The organism is Rhodococcus sp. NJ-530, from assembly GCF_003860625.1.
Classification (GTDB): domain Bacteria; phylum Actinomycetota; class Actinomycetes; order Mycobacteriales; family Mycobacteriaceae; genus Rhodococcus_F; species Rhodococcus_F qingshengii.
In genome coordinates this window covers 3135643-3156382 of sequence record NZ_CP034152.1, presented here as the reverse complement: position 1 = coordinate 3156382, position 20740 = coordinate 3135643, and the positions used below count along the sequence as shown (strand labels likewise).

Sequence of the window (20740 nt, the reverse complement as noted above, 5' to 3'; positions counted from 1 at the left end):
GGGACATGACTAGCGAAAACAGCACTCGTCCTCGCGACCTCGAAGGCCGTGCCGCCATCGTCACCGGCGCAAGTCGCGGAATCGGCAAAGCTGTCGCCGCCGAACTCCTCGCTCGCGGTGCCGACGTCTTGATCACAGCCCGCAAGCCGGAGCCCCTCGAGGCCGCCGCATCCGAGCTGTCCGCTCTGGGGCACGGCGGAAAGGTCGTCGCATTCGCGGGCAACGCAGCCGATGCCGAAGCCCGCTCCGGTGCCGTCGACCGCGCCGTGTCCGAATTCGGTTCACTCGACATTCTGGTCAACAACACCGGAATCAACCCCGTCCTCGGTTCGCTCATGGAAGCGGACCTCGACGCCGTGCGCAAGATCTTCGACGTGAATGTGGTTGCCGCCCTCGGTTACGTCCAGCAAGCACATCGGGCATGGATGGGCGAACACGGTGGAGCCGTCGTGAACCTGGCAAGTGTGGCCGGGATCCGGTCGACGGGCGTCATCGCGGCGTACGGCGCGTCGAAGGCTGCGCTCATCCGCCTGACGGAAGAACTGGCCTGGCAACTGGGACCGAAGATTCGTGTCAACGCCGTAGCTCCCGGGATCGTCAAGACGCAGTTCGCGGCAGCCCTGGTCGCTGCCGGCGAGGACAAGGCGTCGGCGGGCTACCCGATGAAGCGGCTCGGCACCCCCGAGGACGTTGCCGGCTTGGTCGGCTTCCTCGTCTCCGACGCGGCGGCGTGGATCACGGGCGAAACGGTCCGGGTCGACGGCGGTCTGCTCGCAACGGGATCGATGTAGTGCGCCGGTCGTGAGCACAGACAACTCCTCCGCCGACGTGGTGATCGTCGGTGGCGGCCCGGCCGGGCGGGCACTCGCCACCCGCTGTATCGCCCGGCAACTCACCGTCGTCGTTGTCGATCCGCATCCCCATCGGGTGTGGACGCCGACCTATTCGGCGTGGGCTGACGAGCTGCCGTCGTGGCTGCCGGTCGATGTGATCGCAAGCCGGATCGAACGCCCGAGCGTGTGGACCCGCAGACAGAAAACGCTTGATCGCACATATTGCGTATTGAATACATCTTTACTGCAATCATTTCTCTCGGGAACATCCGTACAGTTCAGAGCCGTGCGTGCTCAAACACTGTCACCTACCGCCGTCCTGTGCGTGGACGGATCGCAGCTGACAGGTTCCGTCGTCATCGACGCCCGGGGTACCGAACTGACGGTGACAACCGCCCAGCAGACCGCCTTCGGAGTGATCGTCGACCGCGCTCTGGCCGATCCGATTCTGGGTGGTGGCGAAGCCTGGTTCATGGACTGGCGAACAGACAACGGCGCCTCCGACGCCGACACTCCGTCGTTTCTCTATGCGGTCCCACTCGATGACGAGCGAGTTCTCCTCGAGGAGACCTGCCTCGTCGGCCGGCCGGCGTTGGGGCTCCGCGAACTCGAAGCGCGTCTGTGCACCCGGCTTCGCAATCGGGGCTGCGAAGTCCCCGACGACGCACCGGTCGAGCGGGTCCGTTTTGCAGTCGAAGGCCCGAAGGAGTCGTTCCCCGACGGTGTCCTCCGTTTCGGCGGGCGAGGCGGTCTGATGCATCCGGGAACCGGATACAGCGTTGCCTCGTCACTCGCCGAGGCAGACGCTGTCGCCAAAGCAATCGCCGGCGGTGGAGATCCCAACGCGGCGCTCTGGCCGCGGTCGGCCAAGGCGGTGTCTGCCCTTCGCCGCGTTGGCCTGAACGCACTTCTCACCCTCGGCTCGAGAGAGGTCGCGACATTCTTCGACACGTTCTTCGATCTACCGGTCGAGGCTCAGCGGTCCTACCTGTCCGATCGGCGGGACGCGTCCGCGACGGCGAAGGTGATGGCAACCCTGTTCCGATCGTCACCGTGGCACGTCCGAAAGACGTTGATGCGCGCGCCGTTTCTGAGGTGAGCACTCCGGACCGACTACTGCGCTCCTATCGAGCCGGCGATCATCGGCCAGGAATTGTGTAGGTCGTCCTGCCAGTAGCCCCACGAGTGGGTTCCGGTCGGCTTGAAGTCGAAGGTCGCGGGGATGCCCAGTGCGTTCAGTCGGTCCGCCAAGCCGTGCGTGCACCCGTTGACCGCGGATTCGATGATGCCGCCGACGACGATCTGATTCAGGAGCGCTCCGGGATTTCCGTTCACATCGGGTGCCTGAAGGTTGTCGTGCGGACCTGGCAGCCCGGATCCGGTGGAAACGTACAGTGCGGTCCCCCGCAACTTCTCCGCGTTCACAACCGGATCGTTCTCGCGCCATCCCGGACCGTCGAACGGTCCCCACATGTTTGTCGGATCAGCGCCACCCCGCGCGCCGACCACCAACCGCACATAGTCCTGACCCGGCTGGGTGGAAGTCTCCGCGCACCCGCTGTAGGCCCCGACACTCCGATAAAGGCCTGGTGCCGAGATCGCGAGATTGAGTACCGACGTCGCCGTCATCGAAATCGCCGCGATGGAGTTGACCCCGTTGGTACCGAACTGCGCATCGATGACGGGCGGCAGTTCGCGAGTGAGGAACGTCTGCCACTTGTTGCGCCCGAGTACGGGATCGTCTTTCTGCCAGTCGGTGTAGTAGCTGAACGCTCCTTCCAGCGGCGTCACGACGTTGACGTTCTTGTCGGCGAAGAAGTCCAGGACATCGGTCCGTCCTTCCCACGTTGCACTGTCCTCGCCACCACCGGCGCCGTTGAGCAGATACAACGTAGGCCGTGGGGCGCTCGTGTCGGCGGGGAGGATCACCTCGAGTGGAATGTCGCGGCCCATCGCATCGGAGTGGACGCTGATGGTTACGGTGCGTGCCGGATCTGCGTTCGCGGGCCAAGGCGCAAACAGCAGTGGAACCAGTGAAATCGCCAGCGCCGCGGTGACGCGTCGACGGTAGGTTCGGATTCTCATCGGAGCGTCCCCCAGGTGTGCGAGTCGGGTTCTCGAAGCGGATACCCGCTCGATACGCCCCGAACCGACCCATCCACACGCAACGGTTCGGGATCAACCGTGATCGTTTGCCTCGCGCAAACGGCCGGCGGCGACCATCATGGGAGGCATGCGCTCGATTTGGAAAGGCTCGATAGCCTTCGGTCTGGTCAACGTCCCGGTCAAGGTGTACTCGGCGACCGAGGACCACGACATCCGATTTCACCAGGTCCATGCAAAAGACGGTGGCCGCATCAAGTACAACCGTGTGTGTTCCGAGTGCGGAAACACGGTTCAGTTCGCGGACATCGACAAGGCGTACGACTCGGAAGACGGATCGCGCGTCATCTTGAGCGACGAGGACTTCAACAAACTCCCGGCTGCGGAGAAGCACGAGATTCCGGTGCTGGAATTCGTGCCGAACGATCAGATCGATCCGATCTTGTTCGAGAAGAGTTACTTCCTCGAGCCCGATTCGGCGTCGCCGAAGGCGTACGTCCTGCTTTCGACTGTGCTCACCGAGAGTGATCGAACGGCACTGGTGCATTTCACCCTGCGACAGAAGACGCGCCTGGCCGCGATGCGCGCTCGCGACGGTGTTCTGGTGATCCAGACCTTGCTGTGGCCCGACGAAGTTCGTGCAGCAGAGTTCCCTTCCCTCGACGACGTGGAGAAGCCGAAGGCGAAGGAACTGAAGATGGCGCAGACGCTCGTCGAGAGCATGGCGGGCGATTTCGATCCGACCGAGTTCACCGACGACTACCAGCTCCAACTGAGGCAGTTGCTCGACGAGATGATCGAGAACGGCGGCAAGAAGGTCATCCCCGCCGCCGAGGTCGACCAAGAGGGCACCGACGCAGAGGTGGTGGACCTGGTTGCCGCACTGCAGCGCAGTGTGGACGAAGCGAAGTCGAACGCCTCCAAGGCCGGCTCGTCGAAGTCGACTACACCGAGGAAGAAACGAGCCTGAGTCAGCCGCGCACGTCTTGGACCTCGATCAGAGCGTCCAACTCTGCGTCGACGTCCGGAGCCGCGTGACGACCCGTTCCGACCGCAAGGTTGATCACGGGTCCGATCGCCTCCAGACCTGCCTCGGTGAACATTTCGGCGTGTGACGTGGGCACCGGACGGTCGATGATCACCCCGGAGACGAACGGTCGCCACGCCGACGCGGTTCGCAGCGGGTCGAAGGTGTCGGCGTGTGCCGAGAAGAACAGCAGATCGCCCACGAACTTGCCCGGGCGGTATCGGTGAGCCAGTTCGGCGCCTGCGGAGTATTCCTCGAACAGTCGCTCGATCCGATCGCTCGAGACCAAGGGGTGATCGCCGATGGCTTCGCGCAAGAGTGCTTCGGCGTCCTCGGGTGTCAGATCACGCTCGCCGGTGTCCGGGACCGAGATCCCCAACCCGCCGATCAGTTCGGCGAGAGAAGGCTGCGCGCCCGCCATCGTCGGGTCTTCGAGAACGAAGCTGTCGAGCAGAATCAGGTCGGCGACGCTCTCACCCGCGGCTTGCAACTGCACCGCCGCCGCGTGAGCGATCAATCCGCCGATCGACCACCCCAGCAGGTGATACGGACCGTGCGGCTGAACTCCGCGAATTTCCTCGACGTACCGCGCCGCGAAGTCCTCGATCAGCTCCGCCCGAAATTCGGAGTCCGTCAGGACCGGCGACTGCAGGCCGTAGAGCGGCCGGCTGGAGTCGACGTAGCGATCGAGCGCTCCGTAGCACCAGGCCAATCCGATGGCCGGATGGATGCAGAACAGTGGCTCGGCGCGGCCTTCCGGACGTAGTGGCAGGACTACCGCAAGTGCGGAGGTATCCGCGTCACTTGTCACAACTGTTGCCTCGAGTTCGAAGAGTCTGCGCGCCAATGCCTCCGGAGTCGGGTCGGAGAATATCCACGCGACGGGGACGGTCATGCTGGTGCGTTCTTTGATGGCAGCGACCAAACGCGTTGCCATGAGTGAGTTGCCGCCGAGTTCGAAGAAACTCGAATCGGCGTACGTGTCTACGTCGGCCAGATCGAGTACCTCTGCGAAAGCAGCGCAGATCGCGATCTCGTCGCTGCCTTCCGGACTGCGTCCACTCGGCGACTCCCAGTTGGGAGCAGGCAGAGCGCTGCGATCGAGCTTGCCCGCCGGTGTGGTCGGGACTGCGCCGATCACGACAACAGCGGACGGGATCATGTGCACAGGCAGCGATATACCGGCGTGACGGCGCAGCGCGGCGGCGTCGAATTCCGCATGTGCCGGGACGACGTACGCGACGATCCGAGCGTCGACGCCCTCCCCGACGACGACGCTGACAGCCGAATGCACGGACGCTTCCGCTGCCAGCACCGCGTCGATTTCTCCGAGTTCGATTCGGAACCCTCGGATCTTGACCTGGTGGTCTGCGCGTCCGAGGTAGATCAGTGCCCCTGAGCGATCTTCGCGCACAAGATCCCCTGTGCGGTACATCCGAGCGCCTTCGGGCCCATGCGGGTCGGCGACGAAGCGCGCGGCTGTGAGTGCGGGGTTGCCGAGGTACCCGCGGGCGAGACCGTCGCCGCTGACGTAGAGCTCACCGACGACCTGGCCGGGAACCGAGTGCAGTCGGGAATCGAGAATCATCGCGTCCACGCCGCGGATCGGGCCGCCGATCGTCACGGGCTCCCCCGCGACCAGCGAATCACTGATGGTGACTGCGACGGTGGCCTCGGTCGGGCCGTACGCGTTGAACATTCGGCGCCCCGGTGCCCACCGAGATACGAGGTCGGCGGAACAGGCGTCGCCGCCGACGACGACGGCTTCGAGATGGTCGAGCCCGGCGGGATCGACAGTCGCCAAGGCGGCTGGAGTCACGAAAGCATGGGTGATCGTCTGCTCGTCGAGCAGTTCGTGCAATTCGACACCGCCGAGAACTGTCGGAGGCGCTATCACCATCGTTGCGCCGGAGCCGAAAGCCAGAAGGAGCTCGAGAACCGACGCGTCGAAGCTCGTCGAGGCGAAGCTCAGAGCGCGAGAGTGCGCGGTGACGCCGAAACGCTCCCGCTGTTCGTCGGCAAACGCTGCCAGTCCCGCGTGAGTGACCAACACGCCCTTGGGTTTTCCTGTCGAGCCCGAGGTGTAGATCAAGTAGGCCGGGTTGTCGAACTCGAGTGGCGCGTCCGGCAGTGTCTCGGAATGGACTGCCTCGATTTCGGTGGTGAATTCGATCGCATCCAACTCGATCCACGATGTGACGCCAGGAAGGTCGGCCGCATACTCGCCCCTGGTGATACCGAGTACCGCTCCACTGTCGGTGAGCATGTGCTCGATCCGCTCGGCGGGGTACGCCGGATCCACGGGAAGAAACACTCCGCCGGCTTTCGCTACGGCCCAGAGCGCGATCACATAGTCGGCCGACCTCGGAAGCGCCAGTGCCACCATCATTTCCGGCGCTATTCCGCGAGCGATCAACGCAAACGCCATAGCGTCGGAGCGTCGGTCGAGTTCGCCGTACGTGAGCGTGACGGATGTGGCGACGTCGACGATTGCCGGAGCGTGCGGATCGGCAGCGCCGCGAAGCAGCAACTCCGGCAAGGTCAAAGCATCGCCGGCCGGACGTCCGGGCAACGCACGCAGGCGACGTCCCGCAAGATCCACGTCACCGACGACGGCGGAGGGCTGGGCAGTCAGTGTCTCGACGATCGTTTCCAGCATCACTGCAAACGACTCCGCCGTATCGGTGTCGAAGAGATCCTTCGCGTAGGTGAGGGAGGCCTCGTAGCCGCCGCCTTCCTCCGCGGTCTGTTCGACAACGGTGAACTGCAGGTCGTACTTGGCGATGTCCGGTGTGATCTCGTGGGCACGAACGGCAAGTCCAGGCAGGTCCCACGTCGTCGGGTGGGCGCCGTGGAACGAGATCATCGTCTGGAACACCGGATGACGGTCGGTGCTCCGGGTCGGCGCCACCACGTCCACGACCTGCTCGAACGGAATGTCCGCGTGGGCGAAGGCGTCGAGATCGACGGAGCGGACAGTACGCAGAACGTCGACGAACGTCGACCCGGGATCGACCGTCGTGCGCAGTCCGACCGTGCCCACGAACATTCCCACGAGGTCGTCGAGAACTCGGTGTCCTCGCCCGGCGACCGGAGATCCGATCACGATGTCGGTGCTTCGACTCAGCCTGGACAGCAGGACGGCATAGGCAGCGTGCAGCACCATGAACGGCGTCGCCGCATTGGCTCCGGCAACCGCCTCGACCGCGATCCGGGTGTGCGCCGGAAGCGAGACCGCGGTGTGGGCACCGCTCAACGACTGGGTGAGCGGACGCGCTCGATCGCTCGGAAGGTCGATCAATTCAGGTGCGCCCCGCAACGTCTCCCGCCAATACGACGCCTGTGCCCCGAGCACGCTCGCGGATTCGTTCACCGCGCCCAGCGCTTCCCGCTGCCAGATCGCGAAGTCCGCGTAATGCACCTCGAGCGCGGTGAACTCGGGAGCGTGTCCCGAACTTCTCGCGACGTAGGCGGTGAGCACGTCCTTCATCAACGGCGCGATCGACCATCCGTCCGCCGCGATGTGGTGGATCACGATGACAAGTGTGTGGTGCTGCGGCGTCGATTCGAGCAGGAGCGCGCGAACGGGAGCTTGGGTCGTGATGTCGAATCCGCGCGACGCGAATTCTCTGGCTAGCTCTGCCGGTTCACGGGTGTCCGCAGTTCCGTATTCCAACGAGGTAAATGCATCCTGGATCACCTGGTGCGGGCCGGAGTCGGAGTCGGGGAACACTGTGCGCAGGATTTCGTGTCTTTCGATCACGTCGAGGACAGCAGCTTCGAGGGCCGGCACGTCGAGTGCACCGTCGAGGGAGATCGCAGCAGGGACGTTGTACGCGGGTGAGCCGGGATCCATCTGGTTGAGGAACCAGATGCGTGCTTGCGCGTAGGACAGCGGAATTCGCTCGGGGCGGTCTACGGCGGTGATCGGTGGAAGCGCCTTCGCCCCGGCGGATGTGTCGAGCGCGGTGGCAAGTTCCCGAATTTCGGGGTGCTCGAACAGCATTCGGACAGGCACCTGCCTGCCCAACGACTCGCCGAGTCGCTGGGCCAGTCTGGTGGCGAGCAGTGAGTTGCCACCGAGTTCGAAGAAACTGTCCGACGCACTGATCTGTTCGATACCCAGCAGTTCCGCCACGACGCCGGCAACCTGGAGTTCGGTCGCGGTCGTCAGCGGCTCGACACTTCGCTCGGACGAACGCAGTGTCGGCGCCGGCAATGCCGATCGGTCGAGCTTCCCGACGGGGGTCAGCGGTACGTGATCGATCGGGGTGATCGCCGACGGCACCATGAAGGCGGGCAGTGAGCGGCGCGCATGGCTCAGCAACTCGTCCATCTCGACCGCATCGGCACCGAGCACTACGTACGACGCCAACATCGTCTCACCGGAAGCTGCGTCGACGCCCACGGTGACCGCGAACTCGACGCCGGGGTAAGTGCTGAGGACGGAGTCGATCTCGCCCAGTTCGATGCGGAATCCGCGCACTTTCACCTGGTGATCGGAGCGCCCGACGTATTCGATCGTCCCGAGCGGCGTCCACCGAACCAGGTCACCGGTCCGGTACATGCGGGTGCCGGCCGGGCCGAACGGCGCTGCCACGAATCGCGTCGCCGTCAAGGCGGGTTGGTCGAGGTAGCCGCGGGCAAGTCCCAGGCCGGCGATGTAGAGCTCACCGGTGACCCCGACGGGTACCGGCTGAGCCGAGCCGTCGAGAATTACCGCGGACACGCCGCGGACGGGCCCGCCGATGGTCACGGTCTCCCCCACGCTCAAGGCATCACTGATACAGACCATGACGGTGGTTTCCGTCGGCCCGTAGCCGTTGAACAATCGGCGACCCGGTGCCCACTTGCGGACCAGTTCGGGTGGGCATGCCTCGCCACCGACAACGATCGACTGCAGGACGTCCAGCCCGGTGGGATCGACCGAGGCCAGCGCTGCCGGTGTGATGAACGCGTGGGTCACCTGGTGATCGGTGACCAATTCGGCTAGGTCCTGGCCGCCGTAGACGTCGGGAGAGGCGATCACCATCGTCGCTCCTTCACCGACTGCGAGCAGCAGTTCGAGGATGGATGCGTCGAAGCTCGGTGAGGAGAAGTGCAGCGTCCGCGACTGCGCCGAGATGCCGTAACGCGCCGTCTGCTCGGCCGCCAACGCGCTCAGGCCACGATGAGTGACGCTGACGCCCTTGGGCTTTCCCGTCGATCCGGAGGTGTAGATGATGTAGGCGAGGTTGTCGATTCGGATCGGCGCGGCCGGAACCGGCTGCCCGACACCGTCGCCGTGGATGTCGTCCATTGTCATCCACGGAACCGGGCGGGGCAGTGATTCGATCACCGCTTCCGTCGTCACTCCGCGAGTGGCTCCGGAGTCGGTGAGCATGTGCAGAATGCGATCGGCGGGGTATCGCGGATCGACCGGAACAAACGCGGCGCCGGTCAAGGAAACGCCCCACAAGGCGACGATCGAGTCGATCGAGCGCGGAATCGCGATCGCCACAATGTCTTCGGCACCGATCCCTTCCGTGGTCAGACGGCGGGCAAGCGCCGATGCACGGGCGAAGAGATCTCGGTAGAGCACGGTGGTGTCACCGGATCGAAGGGCCACCGAATCGCCTGAACGGGTGGCGGTCCGCGTCAATATTTCGGCCAAGGTGCGCGAACTGGTCCACGCCGGACCTCGTACCGGCATCAGCGACGCCCGCTCGAGGGTGCTGAGGAAATCTAGGTCGTCGATCGCGGCGTCCGGATCTGCGGCGACGGCGCGGGCCACCGACTGCACACGCGCGGCGATCGTTTCCGCGGTGGCAATGTCGAAGAGCGCCTCGGCGAACCTGAGCGACCCGGTGATCTCGGTCTTCTCGGAATCGCCTGCCAGCAGGGTGAACTCGAGGTCGAACTTCGCGACGGACGGTTCGAGTGCTTGCGCTTCGAGATGCGCGTCGTGGACCGTGACCTGCGGCGAGACCACATTCTGGTGGTACGACAGCATGACCTGAAACAGGGGGTGTCGCGTAGTGGACCGGTCGAGATCGAGGGCGTCGACCAGCACCTCGAAGGGCAGCTCGGGGTGCGCGAAGGCGGCAAGGTCGCGTTCACGGACGACCTCGAGCAGGGAGGTGAACGACGCTCGGTGATCGACCGGCGTCCGAAGCGGTACCGAATTGACGAACATCCCGATCAGGGAATCCAGCTCGGGTCGCCCGCGGCCTGCCACCGGGGTGCCGACCACCACGTCGTCGGTTGCACCGAGACGCGCGAGAACAACCGCCAGGATCGCGTGTACGACCATGAACTGCGTCGAGCCACTGCGCCTCGCCACGGCGGCGAGACGCTCCCCGGTCGCCGCGTCGATGACGATCGGCACCGATCCGACGGCGGTCGTGGAGACAGATCCGCGTGGGCGATCGACCGGTAGCAGTACCTCGTCCGGGGCACCAGCCATGGCAGTGGTCCAGAAGGTCAGTTCGCGGGCAACCAGAGACTCCTGGTCGCCGACCTGTCCGAGCGAGTCTTGCTGCCACACCGCGTAGTCGGCGTACTGCACGTCGAGCGGTGTGAAAACCGGGGCGTCTCCAACGACGCGTGCGGAGTACGCCGCGACGAAATCTGTCGCAAAGGGAGTCAGGGACCAGCCGTCGAAGGCGATGTGGTGGATGACGACGACCAGTACGTGAGCGCCGGCGTCCTCGCGCACCAGCATGGCCCGAATCGGCAGATCCGAACCGAGATCGAACCCACGCGCCGCGAACTCCGTCGTCGCCGCGTCCACACCTTCGGATCCGCAGTAGCGCTCGACGGAGAACTGCACGTCGGAGTGCGCTCGGATGACCTGGCTCGGGCCGTCGGCGCTGTCGACGTAGATCGTTCGAAGCACCTCATGGCGTGCAATGACGTCCGCAAGCGCCTCCTCGAGTGCATCGCCGTGGATGTCTCCGGTGATGCGGATCGCGAACGGAATGTTGTAGACCGCGGACTGGGGGTCGAAGCGATTGACGAACCACAGGCGCTGTTGCGCGGCGGAGAGCGGTAGGCGGTCCGGCCGAGCGCCGGCGCTCAGGGCAGGTCGATCGTCTGATTCTTCGGCGCTCGCCGCCAGACGTGCAGCAAGCGCTTCGACGGTCGGCGCTTCGAAGATCGAGCGAACGTCCACCGTGAGTCCCGTCGCTGCGCTCAACCGCGCGGACACCTGCGTCGCGACGAGCGAGTTGCCCCCGAGATCGAAGAAGCTGTCTCCGGCCCGGACCTCGGGCACGTCGAGCAGTGAAGCGAACACGTCGGCAACGGTTCGTTCGAGTCCGGCCTCGGGTTCACGGCCCGTTCCGAGGATTTCGCGCGGTATCGGCGTCGGCAACGCTCTGCGATCGAGTTTGCCGACCGGAGTCAACGGAATGGCGTCGATCGGGGTGATCGACGACGGAATCATGTACCGCGGCAGCGTGTCGGCGAGTCCCACGAACAGCGACTCGATATCAGCGTCGCCGCTCAGCAACACGTACGACGCCAGAGTGGTACCCGCGGCGGATTCGACGGGAATCGTCGTGGCGAACTGGACGAGAGGGGAATCCATCAGAGCAGCGTCGATCTCGCCGAGTTCGATGCGGAACCCGCGGATCTTGAGCTGATGATCGCTGCGGCCCACGTAGCGAAGGGTCAGGTCCTTGGTCCAGCGGACCAGGTCACCGGTTCGGTACATCCGGGCACCGGGCGTCGAGTACGGATGCGCGACAAACCGATCCGACGTCAGCGCGGGACGAAGGTGGTAACCACGTGCAAGGCCCGGCCCACCGATGTACAGCTCGCCGACGCCGCCGATCGGGACCGGTTGCAGCCGAGAGTCGAGCACCACGGCGTCGATTCCGCGGATGGGACCGCCGATGGTGATCGGCTCCCCCGGTGAGAGTGGGTCACTGATGGCAACCATGACAGTGGTTTCGGTCGGACCGTATCCGTTGTGCAGTCTGCGCCCGTTGCCCCAGCTCGAGACCAATTCCGGCGTGCACACGTCGCCGCCGACGACTACGCATTCCAGTGCCGTCACGCCCGCCGGATCGACGGTCGCCAGCGCAGCCGGAGTGATGAAGGCATGAGTGACCTCGCGGCTTCGGAGGAACTCGCTCAACGCCTCCCCTCCGTAGATGTCGGGAGGGGCGATCACCATCGTCGCGCCGGTCGAACCGGCGAGCAGTAGCTCGAGTACGGCGCCGTCGAAGCTCGGTGACGCAAAATGCAGAGTTCGCGACCCGGCGGTGATCCGGTACCGATCCTGTTGTTCGCGAGCAAGATTGGCCAAACCCGTATGAGTGACGACGGTGCCCTTCGGCACTCCGGTCGAGCCGGACGTGTAGATGACGTACGCGGCCGACGCCGCAGTGATCGACGCTGTTCTGTCAGCGTCGTCGATGGCAGCGTCGGAGTAGGCGGCACATTCTGCAACCGTGTCCGCGTCGCCGAGGTCGATCCAGACTGCGACGTTCCCACCGGCTGCCGGACCGGCCGCAACCTCGGCGGACCGAATTCCGATCCGCACACCCGAATCCGCGAGCATGTGCGCAACTCGATCTGCGGGATAACGGGGATCGACCGGGACGAAAACGCCACCGGCTTTGGTGACCGACCAGACTGCGAGCACGGAGTCGGCCGATCGGGCAACTGCCAGTGCGACCGGTGTCTCGGGGCCGACGCCCAGATCCATGAGGTATCGAGCGATCCGATTCGATCGACGCTCCAGCTCCCCGTACGAGAGTGAGCGCTCGGAGTCTTCGAGGGCGATCGCGTCGGCATACTTCCTCGCGGTGTCTCCGAGGATCTGCGCCAGCGTCGATTCGCCCACCGAAGCCACACCGCGTCGCGGCAACGTCGCGGCACTCTCCCGCGATCCGAGTACACGAAGGTCACCAACCGATGCAGTCGGTTCCGACACTGCCGATTCCACGAGGGTTACGAAGTTTCGCGCCAAGGCTTCGACGGTCGCGTTGTCGAACAGGTCGGTGGAATAGGTGAACGTGGCATCGATTCCTGCTGCGGCCCCGGACTCGTGACGTTCGGTAACGGTGAGCTCGAGGTCGAACTTGGTCAGCCCCGTCTCGACTGCCCGCGCCGTCATCGACACCCCGGCCAGTTCGGCTGTGTGAGCGGTGGTTATCCGCGAGGTGATGGCAGCTTGAAAGACCGGATGGTGCGCAGGCGAGCGGTCCAGTTCGAGCGCGTCCACGACGACGTCGAAAGGCACGTCCGCATTGTCGAAGGCATCCACGTCGACGGCCCTGACCTGCGACAGGTGTGCGGCGAACGTTGCGTCCCGATCGACGACGGTCCGCAAGGCCAGAGTGTTGACGAACATGCCGACGAGCAGATCGAGAGATCTGTCCCCTCGTCCGGCCACCGGTGTTCCGATGACGATGTCGTCCGTGCCGCTGTACCTGGCCAGAAGCAGGGCGAAGCACGCGTGCAGGGCGATGAACGGCGTGGCGTCGTGATCGGCGGCAAGTACAACGAGCTTCTGATGCGTGGAAGCGCCGATTCTGATGTCGACTCCGGCTCCGCGCATGGTCGGGTCGAGTGCGCGCGGACGGTCCGTCGGCAGGTGGAGCTGCTCGGGCGCTCCCGCCAGCTGCTGCTTCCAGAACGCGATCTGTGAGTGGGCAAGTGAATCGGTGGATGACGCGTCGCCGAGGTGTTCTCGGTGCCAGAGCGTGTAGTCGGCGTACTGCACCGGAAGGGGTGCCCACTGCGGGCTGTTGCCGCCGACGCGGGCGGCGTAGGCGCCGGTGAGATCAGCAGCCAACGGCGCGAGCGACCAACCGTCGGCCACCATGTGGTGCAGAACCACTACGAGGACAGCTTCCTCGTCATCGCCTTCCTTCTCGGCGGCGACAGTGATCAGCAGGTAGCGCACCGGACGTTCGCGGACCAGATCGAAACCGGCCGAAGAGAATTCGAAGATCACTCTCTCGAGGCTTCCGCGTTCCACGTCGATCGACTCGAGCCCTGCGATCCCCTCGCCCAGGCCCAGAACCTTCTGCGTCGCGTTGTCCCCGATCTGAGGAAACACGGTGCGTAGTGACTCGTGACGTGTCACGACGTCCACGATCGCGGCACTGAGTGCGTCGGGATCGACGGCGCCGCGCAACGACACCGCCAGTGGAATGTTGTACGCACCTGATTCCGGTGCCACGCGGTTCAGGAACCACAGTCGCTGCTGCGCGGGAGCGAGAGGCAGTACAGCCGGCCGGGCCACGACCTGAATACCGTCGGCGTCCGGGGTCTGTGCCGCACGCTCGATCGTCGCCGCGATCCCGGACACCGTGGGATGGTCGAAGAGTGCACGCAGCGGCATTTTAACCCCGGTGGCTTCGGTCAAGCGCGCTACCGCCGTCGTCGCTACCAGCGAGTTTCCGCCCAGATGGAAGAAATTATCGTCGAGTCCGAGCGGTCCACTACTCAGGATGTCAGCCAGAACCGCCGCAACCTTGCCCTCGGTCGGGGTCGTCGGGGTCGGAAGACCTTGGTGGAGGCCAGGATAGGCGAAGGCAGCGCACGCCGGTCCAGTTTTCCGTTGGTGGTCAACGGAATCGAATCGAGGACCATGAAGGCATCGGGAACCATGTAGGTCGGGAGGGCTTCGGCGGCGTGAGCTCGGAGGGCTTCGGCGTCCACGACGTCGGAAGCGGTCACATAGGTCACGAGAGCGCCGCCCGCCGGCGTCGGAGCCACGACGGTCACGGCATCGTCGATTCCCGGCGCGCTGAGGATGACGGAGTCGATTTCGCCGAGTTCGATCCGGAATCCGCGGATCTTGACCTGCGCGTCGCCGCGTCCGAGGTACTCGAGTTGTCCGGGCGCAATCCATCGTGCGCGGTCGCCGGACCGGTACAACCGTCGTCCGCCGGCATTGAAAGGATCGGCGACGAACCGGCCCGCGGTGAGGTCTGGACGGCCCAGATAGCCACGGGCGAGTTGACCGCCCGCGACATAGATCTCCCCCGCGATCCCCACCGGGACCGGGGAGAGATGCTCGTCGAGCAGGTACACACGAAGTCCGTCGATCGCGTCACCGATCCGGCTGCCGGTCAGCGCACTCGCGCTCGCCCGGTCGAGTTCGAGATGGGTGACGTGCACCGTCGTCTCGGTGATGCCGTACATGTTGACGAGTGCAGGCGCGGATTCCGTGTGACTTTCGTACCCCGGGTGATTGTCGTACCAACGCCCGAGTCGACGCAGGTCCAAGGCTTCGCCACCGAAGATCACGTACCGGAGCCGGGTCTTCGAATCGGCCCGAAGGTCGGCTTCGATGTACTGGTAGAAGGCCGAGGGCGTCTGATTGAGCACGGTGACGCCTTCTGCGGCGACCAGCGCCCGGAAGGCGTCAGGGTCGCGTGATACCTCGTGATCGACCAGGACCAGCGTTCCGCCGTGGAGCAGCGCGCCCCACAGTTCCCACACCGAGAAGTCGAAGGCGAACGAGTGGAACATCGTCCACACGTCGTTGCCGTCGAATCCGAATTCGACGTGCGTGTTCTCGAACAATCGCACCACGGTGGCGTGGGTGACGGAGACGCCCTTGGGTCGGCCCGTCGACCCCGAGGTGTAGATCACGTACGCCAGATTGTCGGCTCCGTGTCCGCGCGGGCGCTCATCGGTTTCCAGACTCTCACCGGAGTACTCGTCGGACTCGACCCCGACGACCACCACGTCAGAGTTCGGGAAGGCGGAGTTCGGGAAAGTGGAGTTCGGGAAAGTGGAATCGGAGATGACGCACACCGGTTGCGCATCCTCGACCACATACGCCAAACGCTCGGCGGGGTGCGCACCATCGAGTGGGAGGTATCCGCCGCCGGCCTTCACTACCGCGACAGCGGCAACGATCATGTCCACGGATTTCGGCAGCATGATTCCGACCAACGACTCGGATCGCACGCCATGATCGACGAGCTTGCGCGCCAACTGATTCGATCGTCGATCGAGTTCTCGGTACGACACGCGCTCGCTACCTGCGACAACGGCGATCGCTTCCGGGGTCGCCCGAATGCGGTCGGAAAGGATCTCGGAGAGCGTTCGGACCGGGGTAATCGGCAGAACGGGCGGCACCAGCGCCTGGCGCGCCTCCGGGTGCAGTAGATCCACTGAGCCGAGCGCCGAGTGCGGAGTACCGACCATCGCGGTCAAGATTCGTAGATAACGGTCGGCGAGGTCCTCGGCTTGCTCTTTCGTGCCGAGCCAATCCAGAACACCGGAGATCGGCTGATCGAAATCGGCATGCTCACCAGTCGGAATCGCCAGGGAGACAAACAGTTCCGGCACGGTGGCCAGATCCGATCCGATAGGCGCACCGACCATGAGCCCCGGAAATCTCGGGTGAGCATCCAGCGGCTCCTCGAAACAGACCATCGCCCGGAACAACGGGCCCGTCTCGACCCAGCGGCCGTCACCGAGTGCGGCGGTCACCGAAGACAGAAGAATGTCTGCGTGTTCGAGAGCTTCGATTGCGACGGTGTCCACCGCACCGACCAGGTCGGTGAGCGTCATGGTGTTCGACACCGTCGAGCGAAGCACCAACTGGTTGGCGAACATCGAGACGAAATCGTCCGGATTGGAGGCGCCGTACCCTCGGACCGAGACGCCGATCGACACCTCGTCGGCCGAACCGACGCGGCGCAGCAGTCCGGCCATCGCAGACTGGAACAGCACGAACAGACTCGTGTTCATCGTCGTCGCCATCGTCTCGAGGCTCCGGCAGAGGCCTGCCTCGATCTCGAGGGGCGTGGACGTTCGACCGGATCCGGCGACGACCGGCAAACCCAGTTCCTCGGCGGGGTTCGACAAGGTCGCAGACCAGTACTCGACGTTGCGGGCGTGTTGGACTTCGGCGATCCACTTCCCCGCGGCGTCGGGGTCGATGTCCATCAATCGAGTTCCCGATTCTGCGGCGCAGAACAATTCGAGGAATTCGAGGAAACGTCGGTGGTGACGCGAGATGTCCTCGTTGGTGTAGAGGTCTGGGTTCGCGGCGAAGTCGATCTGGATCTCTTCGGCTGCGGAAGTCTGATAGACGTTGACGGAGAGGTCTTCGATCGGCCCGGTCGAGATCACGTTCAGTTCGCCGTGCGCGTCCCCGAGAGTGATTCCGGAATGGAACAGCATGAGGTTGATCAACGGCCCGTGGAAGCCTCGTCCGTCGGCGATGCTGTGATCACCGGCGTTGAGGTCGCGTCGCAGGTCCTCGTGGCGGTATTTCTGATGACGCAGTGCGCCGGTGAGTTCGATCTTCACCTCGTGCAGCAAGTCCCCGACCGCGAAATGCGGATCGACGCTCGCACGTATCGGAACGACGTTCGACATCATTCCGCCGGACCGGCGAGCAGCTTTTGTCGTCCGCCCCGAGACCGGCAGGCTGAGGACCACGTCGCGGGTCCCGGTGGCCCGGGCGAGGTAAGCCGCCAGTGCACCGATCACCACTGACGACGTCGTCACGTCGTGGGCGGCGGCCAGCCGTTCGAGGGAGCTCCGCAGTTCCGTAGGTACCGTGGCCGACCGTAGGCGTGACCATGCCTGCGACGGAGCAGTCGAGGACGCGAGCGAGGTTCCGCCCGGTTTGTCGGCCATCTTGGTGTTCCAGTAGTCGCGATCGCGTTCCCACCGGGTTGAGCCCAGATAGTCGGCCTCTGCCTTCACCAACGATTGGAGGGGGGCAGTTACCGCTGGGGGAACTGGTAGATCGCGCACCGCGGCGGTGTAGATCTCGGCTGTGCGGTTCATCATCGACATCGCGCCGAAACCGTCGAGCGCTACGTGATGAATACGGCTGTACCAGTAGTAATGGTCGTCGCGAAGCACCAGGACTGCCAGCCTGACCAGGCGATCGGTGAACGGATCGATGGCGGTGGTGTGCTCTCTGCGCATCCATTCCTGCGCTGCAGATTCCGGATCCGATTCGGCGCGAAGATCGACCACGTCGAGGGAGTCGTCCATGTCGAGATCGAGCCACTGACGCGCAACCCCGTCCACCTCGACCAGGCGCAGATATCCGGAGCCGATCTCACGACCGGTCTGTTTGCTGGCAGCGGTCAGCAGCTCGATGTCGAGTGGGCCGTCCACGTCCACGTACTGAGCGATGCTGACGGGAATCTCGGGTCGAAGCTGTTGTGCGACAAGCAGGGAAAGTTGCGCGGCAGAAAGAGGGAAGGTGAGTTCGTCGTCCGGACGAGCTGCGGAAACGATTCCTCGGTCGGGACTGCCATCCACACGAATCTCCCTCTTACAACTTGATCATGATGCAAACAGGTTTATGCGTCCGCTGGACGCTTCGAACTGATCGGGGCACTTCGAAAATGAGACGAATACTTTGGAAAGCTCGGGTGGAAACTGGCAAATCGCCCGCCGGAGATCACATCGTGACAATCAGCTGCGATGTTACCGATCAGTCAGCTTCCAGCAAATATTCATCAAACAACCATTTGGGACTATTGTCCTGAATATCATGGCTAAAACGGCCCTATATAACAAACCGAAGCGCCGGTACCCGACGAACGGGCACCGACGCTCCGGTGAAATGTATTCAGTTGATCGTGCCGAGGTTGCTTGTCAGACCGTGAAGCCGAGTGCGCGCAGTTGCTCGCGTCCGTCTTCGGTGATCTTGTCCGGTCCCCACGGCGGCAACCACACCCAGTTGATCTTCATGTCGGTACACAGATCGCTACGCACAAGTGCGCCGCGCGCCTGGTCCTCGATCACGTCGGTCAACGGGCACGCCGCCGACGTCAAAGTCATGTCGATCGTGACGACACCGTCGTCTTCGAAGAGTCCGTAGACCAAGCCGAGATCGACGACGTTGATTCCCAGTTCGGGATCGACGACGTCGCGCATCGCTTCTTCGAGTTCGTCGAGTCGCTCAGGCGACGGGACAGTGCCACTGCCCTGTGCGCCACCGAATTCCGCAGTGGAATCGGGATTCGGATTCACCGGAGCGCCGACCTCGGCGTCCTGCACTGGTTGTGTCTCGGTCATGATCCCTGTCCTTCAGTCGTGTCGACCAATTCACTGCTGCTGTCCGCCGTCGTCACAGCACTGCCGTCGACAATCTGGACTACAGCATCCTTGAATGCCATCCATCCGAGCAAGGCGCACTTCACGCGTGCCGGATACTTCGAGACTCCGACGAACGCGATACCGTCGCCGAGAACGTCCTCGTCCCCTCGACGGTGCCCCGACTGCTCACCATCTCGTTGAACGCCGTCACCGTCTTCAGTGCGTCGGTGACCTGCATCCCGATGACGAGGTCGTTGAGCACCGACGTCGACGCCTGGCTGATCGAACAACCCTGACCGTCGTACGAGACGTCGGAGACCGTTCCGTCCTCGGAGATCTGGACGCGCAACGTCACCTCGTCGCCACACGTCGGGTTGACGTGGTGCACCTCGGCGCCGAACGGCTCACGGAGTCCGCGGCCGTGCGGATGTTTGTAGTGATCGAGGATCACTTCCTGATACATCTGCTCCATGCGCATGATTCAGTTCAACTCCCCTGCGACACCGAAAAATTCCTGCGCACGCTTGATCGCGGCAACGAGAACATCGATTTCCGCGGTGGTGTTGTAGAGCGCAAACGACGCACGGGCCGTCGCAGCGACACCGAACTTACGATGCAGCGGCCACGCACAATGGTGTCCGACGCGAATCGCGACGCCCTCGTCGTCGAGGATCTGTCCGAGGTCGTGGGCGTGAATACCGTCCACGACAAAGGAAATCGCTCCGCCGCGGTTCTCGGACGTCTGCGGTCCGATGATGCGCAGACCTTCGATCGCCGACAACTTTTCGAGAGCAGCCTCCACCAACACGTGCTCGTGCGCGGCGACGGCGTCCATCCCGAAGGTGTTCAGGTAATCCACGGCAGCGCCCAACCCGACCACCTGTGAGGTCATCGGTACGCCGGCTTCGAAACGCTGAGGCGGTGGCGCGTAGGTGCTGACCTCCATGGTGACCGTCTCGATCATCGAGCCACCGGTGATGAACGGAGGCATTGCTGCCAGCAGTTCACGACGGCCGTAGAGAACTCCGACCCCCGAAGGGCCGAGCATCTTGTGACCGGAGAACGCCGCGTAGTCCACTCCCAGTTCGTGGAAGTCGACCGCCATGTGAGGCACCGACTGGCACGCGTCGAGCACGACGAGTGCACCGACGGCGCGTGCTCGTCGCACCAATTCCTCGACGGGCGCGATCGCGCCGGTCACGTTGGACTGGTGGGTGAACGAAACGACCTTCACCGCGTCCGTCAGCTCCAGCGAATCAAGATCGATCCGGCCGTCGTCGGTGACGCCGTACCACTTGAGCGTCGCACCGGTTCGGCGCGCAAGTTCCTGCCAGGGAACGAGGTTGGCGTGGTGTTCGAGTTCGGTGATGACGATTTCGTCGCCAGGACCGACATGGCGGTCGAAGCGATCGTCACCGAGAACGTAGGTCACCAGATTGAGAGCCTCGGTGGCGTTCTTGGTGAACACCAACTCGTCCGAATCCGCACCCACGAAGGAAGCGATAGTGGCGCGAGCATTCTCGTACGCGTCAGTCGCCTCTTCTGCGAGCTGATGAGCACCCCGGTGTACTGCCGCGTTACACGTGGTCAGGAAGTCCCGTTCGGCATCGAGAACCTGGACCGGACGCTGCGAGGTAGCGCCGGAATCCAAGTACACCAAAGGTTTTCCGTCGCGCACGGTTCGCGCCAGGATCGGGAAGTCGGCCCGAACCGCTGTGACGTCGAGCTCGCGCACCGAGGTGGTCATCGT

General features: G+C 64.1%; 8 protein-coding genes and 2 pseudogenes. 3 read left to right on the top strand and 7 right to left on the bottom strand.

The features are described from left to right. Positions 1-5: 5 nt before the first annotated feature. Entirely contained in the window at positions 6-791 is a 786-nt protein-coding gene (locus EHW12_RS14890; protein ID WP_125051061.1) for an SDR family oxidoreductase, read from the top strand. Between the two features lie 10 nt (positions 792-801). Beyond that, entirely contained in the window at positions 802-1932 is a 1131-nt protein-coding gene (locus EHW12_RS14885; protein ID WP_125051059.1) for a lycopene cyclase family protein, read from the top strand. 14 nt (positions 1933-1946) lie between these two features. Here EHW12_RS14885 and EHW12_RS14880 read toward each other — a convergent pair whose 3' ends face one another. Then, positions 1947-2918 carry an alpha/beta hydrolase family protein gene (locus EHW12_RS14880; protein WP_118607245.1) on the bottom strand — a complete coding sequence of 324 codons (972 nt, stop codon included), beginning with the start codon at positions 2916-2918 and terminating at the stop codon, positions 1947-1949. Between the two features lie 139 nt (positions 2919-3057). On the opposite strand from EHW12_RS14880, the gene EHW12_RS14875 reads away from it, so the two are divergent. Further along, the gene (locus EHW12_RS14875; RefSeq protein WP_020907736.1) at positions 3058-3906 is read left to right on the top strand and encodes a Ku protein; all 849 of its coding nucleotides are present in this window, start codon (positions 3058-3060) and stop codon (positions 3904-3906) included. 1 nt (position 3907) lies between these two features. On the opposite strand, the gene EHW12_RS14870 is transcribed toward EHW12_RS14875, so the two are convergent. From EHW12_RS14870 to EHW12_RS14855, 6 genes and pseudogenes are all read right to left on the bottom strand, one after another. Continuing rightward, positions 3908-14302 carry a non-ribosomal peptide synthetase gene (locus tag EHW12_RS14870; RefSeq protein WP_241199174.1) on the bottom strand — a complete coding sequence of 3465 codons (10395 nt, stop codon included), beginning with the start codon at positions 14300-14302 and terminating at the stop codon, positions 3908-3910. A 3-nt stretch (positions 14303-14305) separates the two neighbouring features. Continuing rightward, positions 14306-14410 (bottom strand): annotated as a pseudogene (locus tag EHW12_RS35240) (phosphopantetheine-binding protein); the annotation flags it as partial. After that, positions 14407-18207: an amino acid adenylation domain-containing protein gene (locus tag EHW12_RS35235; protein ID WP_241199168.1), complete on the bottom strand. Its 3801-nt coding sequence runs from the start codon at positions 18205-18207 to the stop codon at positions 14407-14409. The pseudogene EHW12_RS35240 and the gene EHW12_RS35235, both read right to left, overlap by 4 nt. Positions 18208-18546: 339 nt before the next feature. Then, positions 18547-18969 (bottom strand): metal-sulfur cluster assembly factor, encoded by a 423-nt coding sequence (locus tag EHW12_RS14865; protein WP_003944963.1) that lies wholly within the window; start codon positions 18967-18969, stop codon positions 18547-18549. Continuing rightward, positions 18966-19468, bottom strand: a pseudogene (gene sufU, locus EHW12_RS14860) (Fe-S cluster assembly sulfur transfer protein SufU). The gene EHW12_RS14865 and the pseudogene sufU overlap by 4 nt, the downstream one beginning before the upstream one ends. Positions 19469-19471: 3 nt before the next feature. Further along, entirely contained in the window at positions 19472-20737 is a 1266-nt protein-coding gene (locus EHW12_RS14855; protein WP_003944865.1) for a cysteine desulfurase, read from the bottom strand. Between the last annotated feature and the right edge of the window lie 3 nt (positions 20738-20740).

What these genes read in the sequence shown, in the direction of transcription:
- EHW12_RS14890 (WP_125051061.1), top strand. Translation starts at nt 6, where the DNA reads ATGACTAGCGAAAACAGCACTCGTCCTCGCGACCTCGAAGGCCGTGCC.
- EHW12_RS14880 (WP_118607245.1), bottom strand. Translation starts at nt 2,918, where the DNA reads ATGAGAATCCGAACCTACCGTCGACGCGTCACCGCGGCGCTGGCGATT.
- EHW12_RS14875 (WP_020907736.1), top strand. Translation starts at nt 3,058, where the DNA reads ATGGGAGGCATGCGCTCGATTTGGAAAGGCTCGATAGCCTTCGGTCTG.
- EHW12_RS14870 (WP_241199174.1), bottom strand. Translation starts at nt 14,302, where the DNA reads ATGCCGCTGCGTGCACTCTTCGACCATCCCACGGTGTCCGGGATCGCG.
- EHW12_RS14865 (WP_003944963.1), bottom strand. Translation starts at nt 18,969, where the DNA reads ATGACCGAGACACAACCAGTGCAGGACGCCGAGGTCGGCGCTCCGGTG.
- EHW12_RS14855 (WP_003944865.1), bottom strand. Translation starts at nt 20,737, where the DNA reads ATGACCACCTCGGTGCGCGAGCTCGACGTCACAGCGGTTCGGGCCGAC.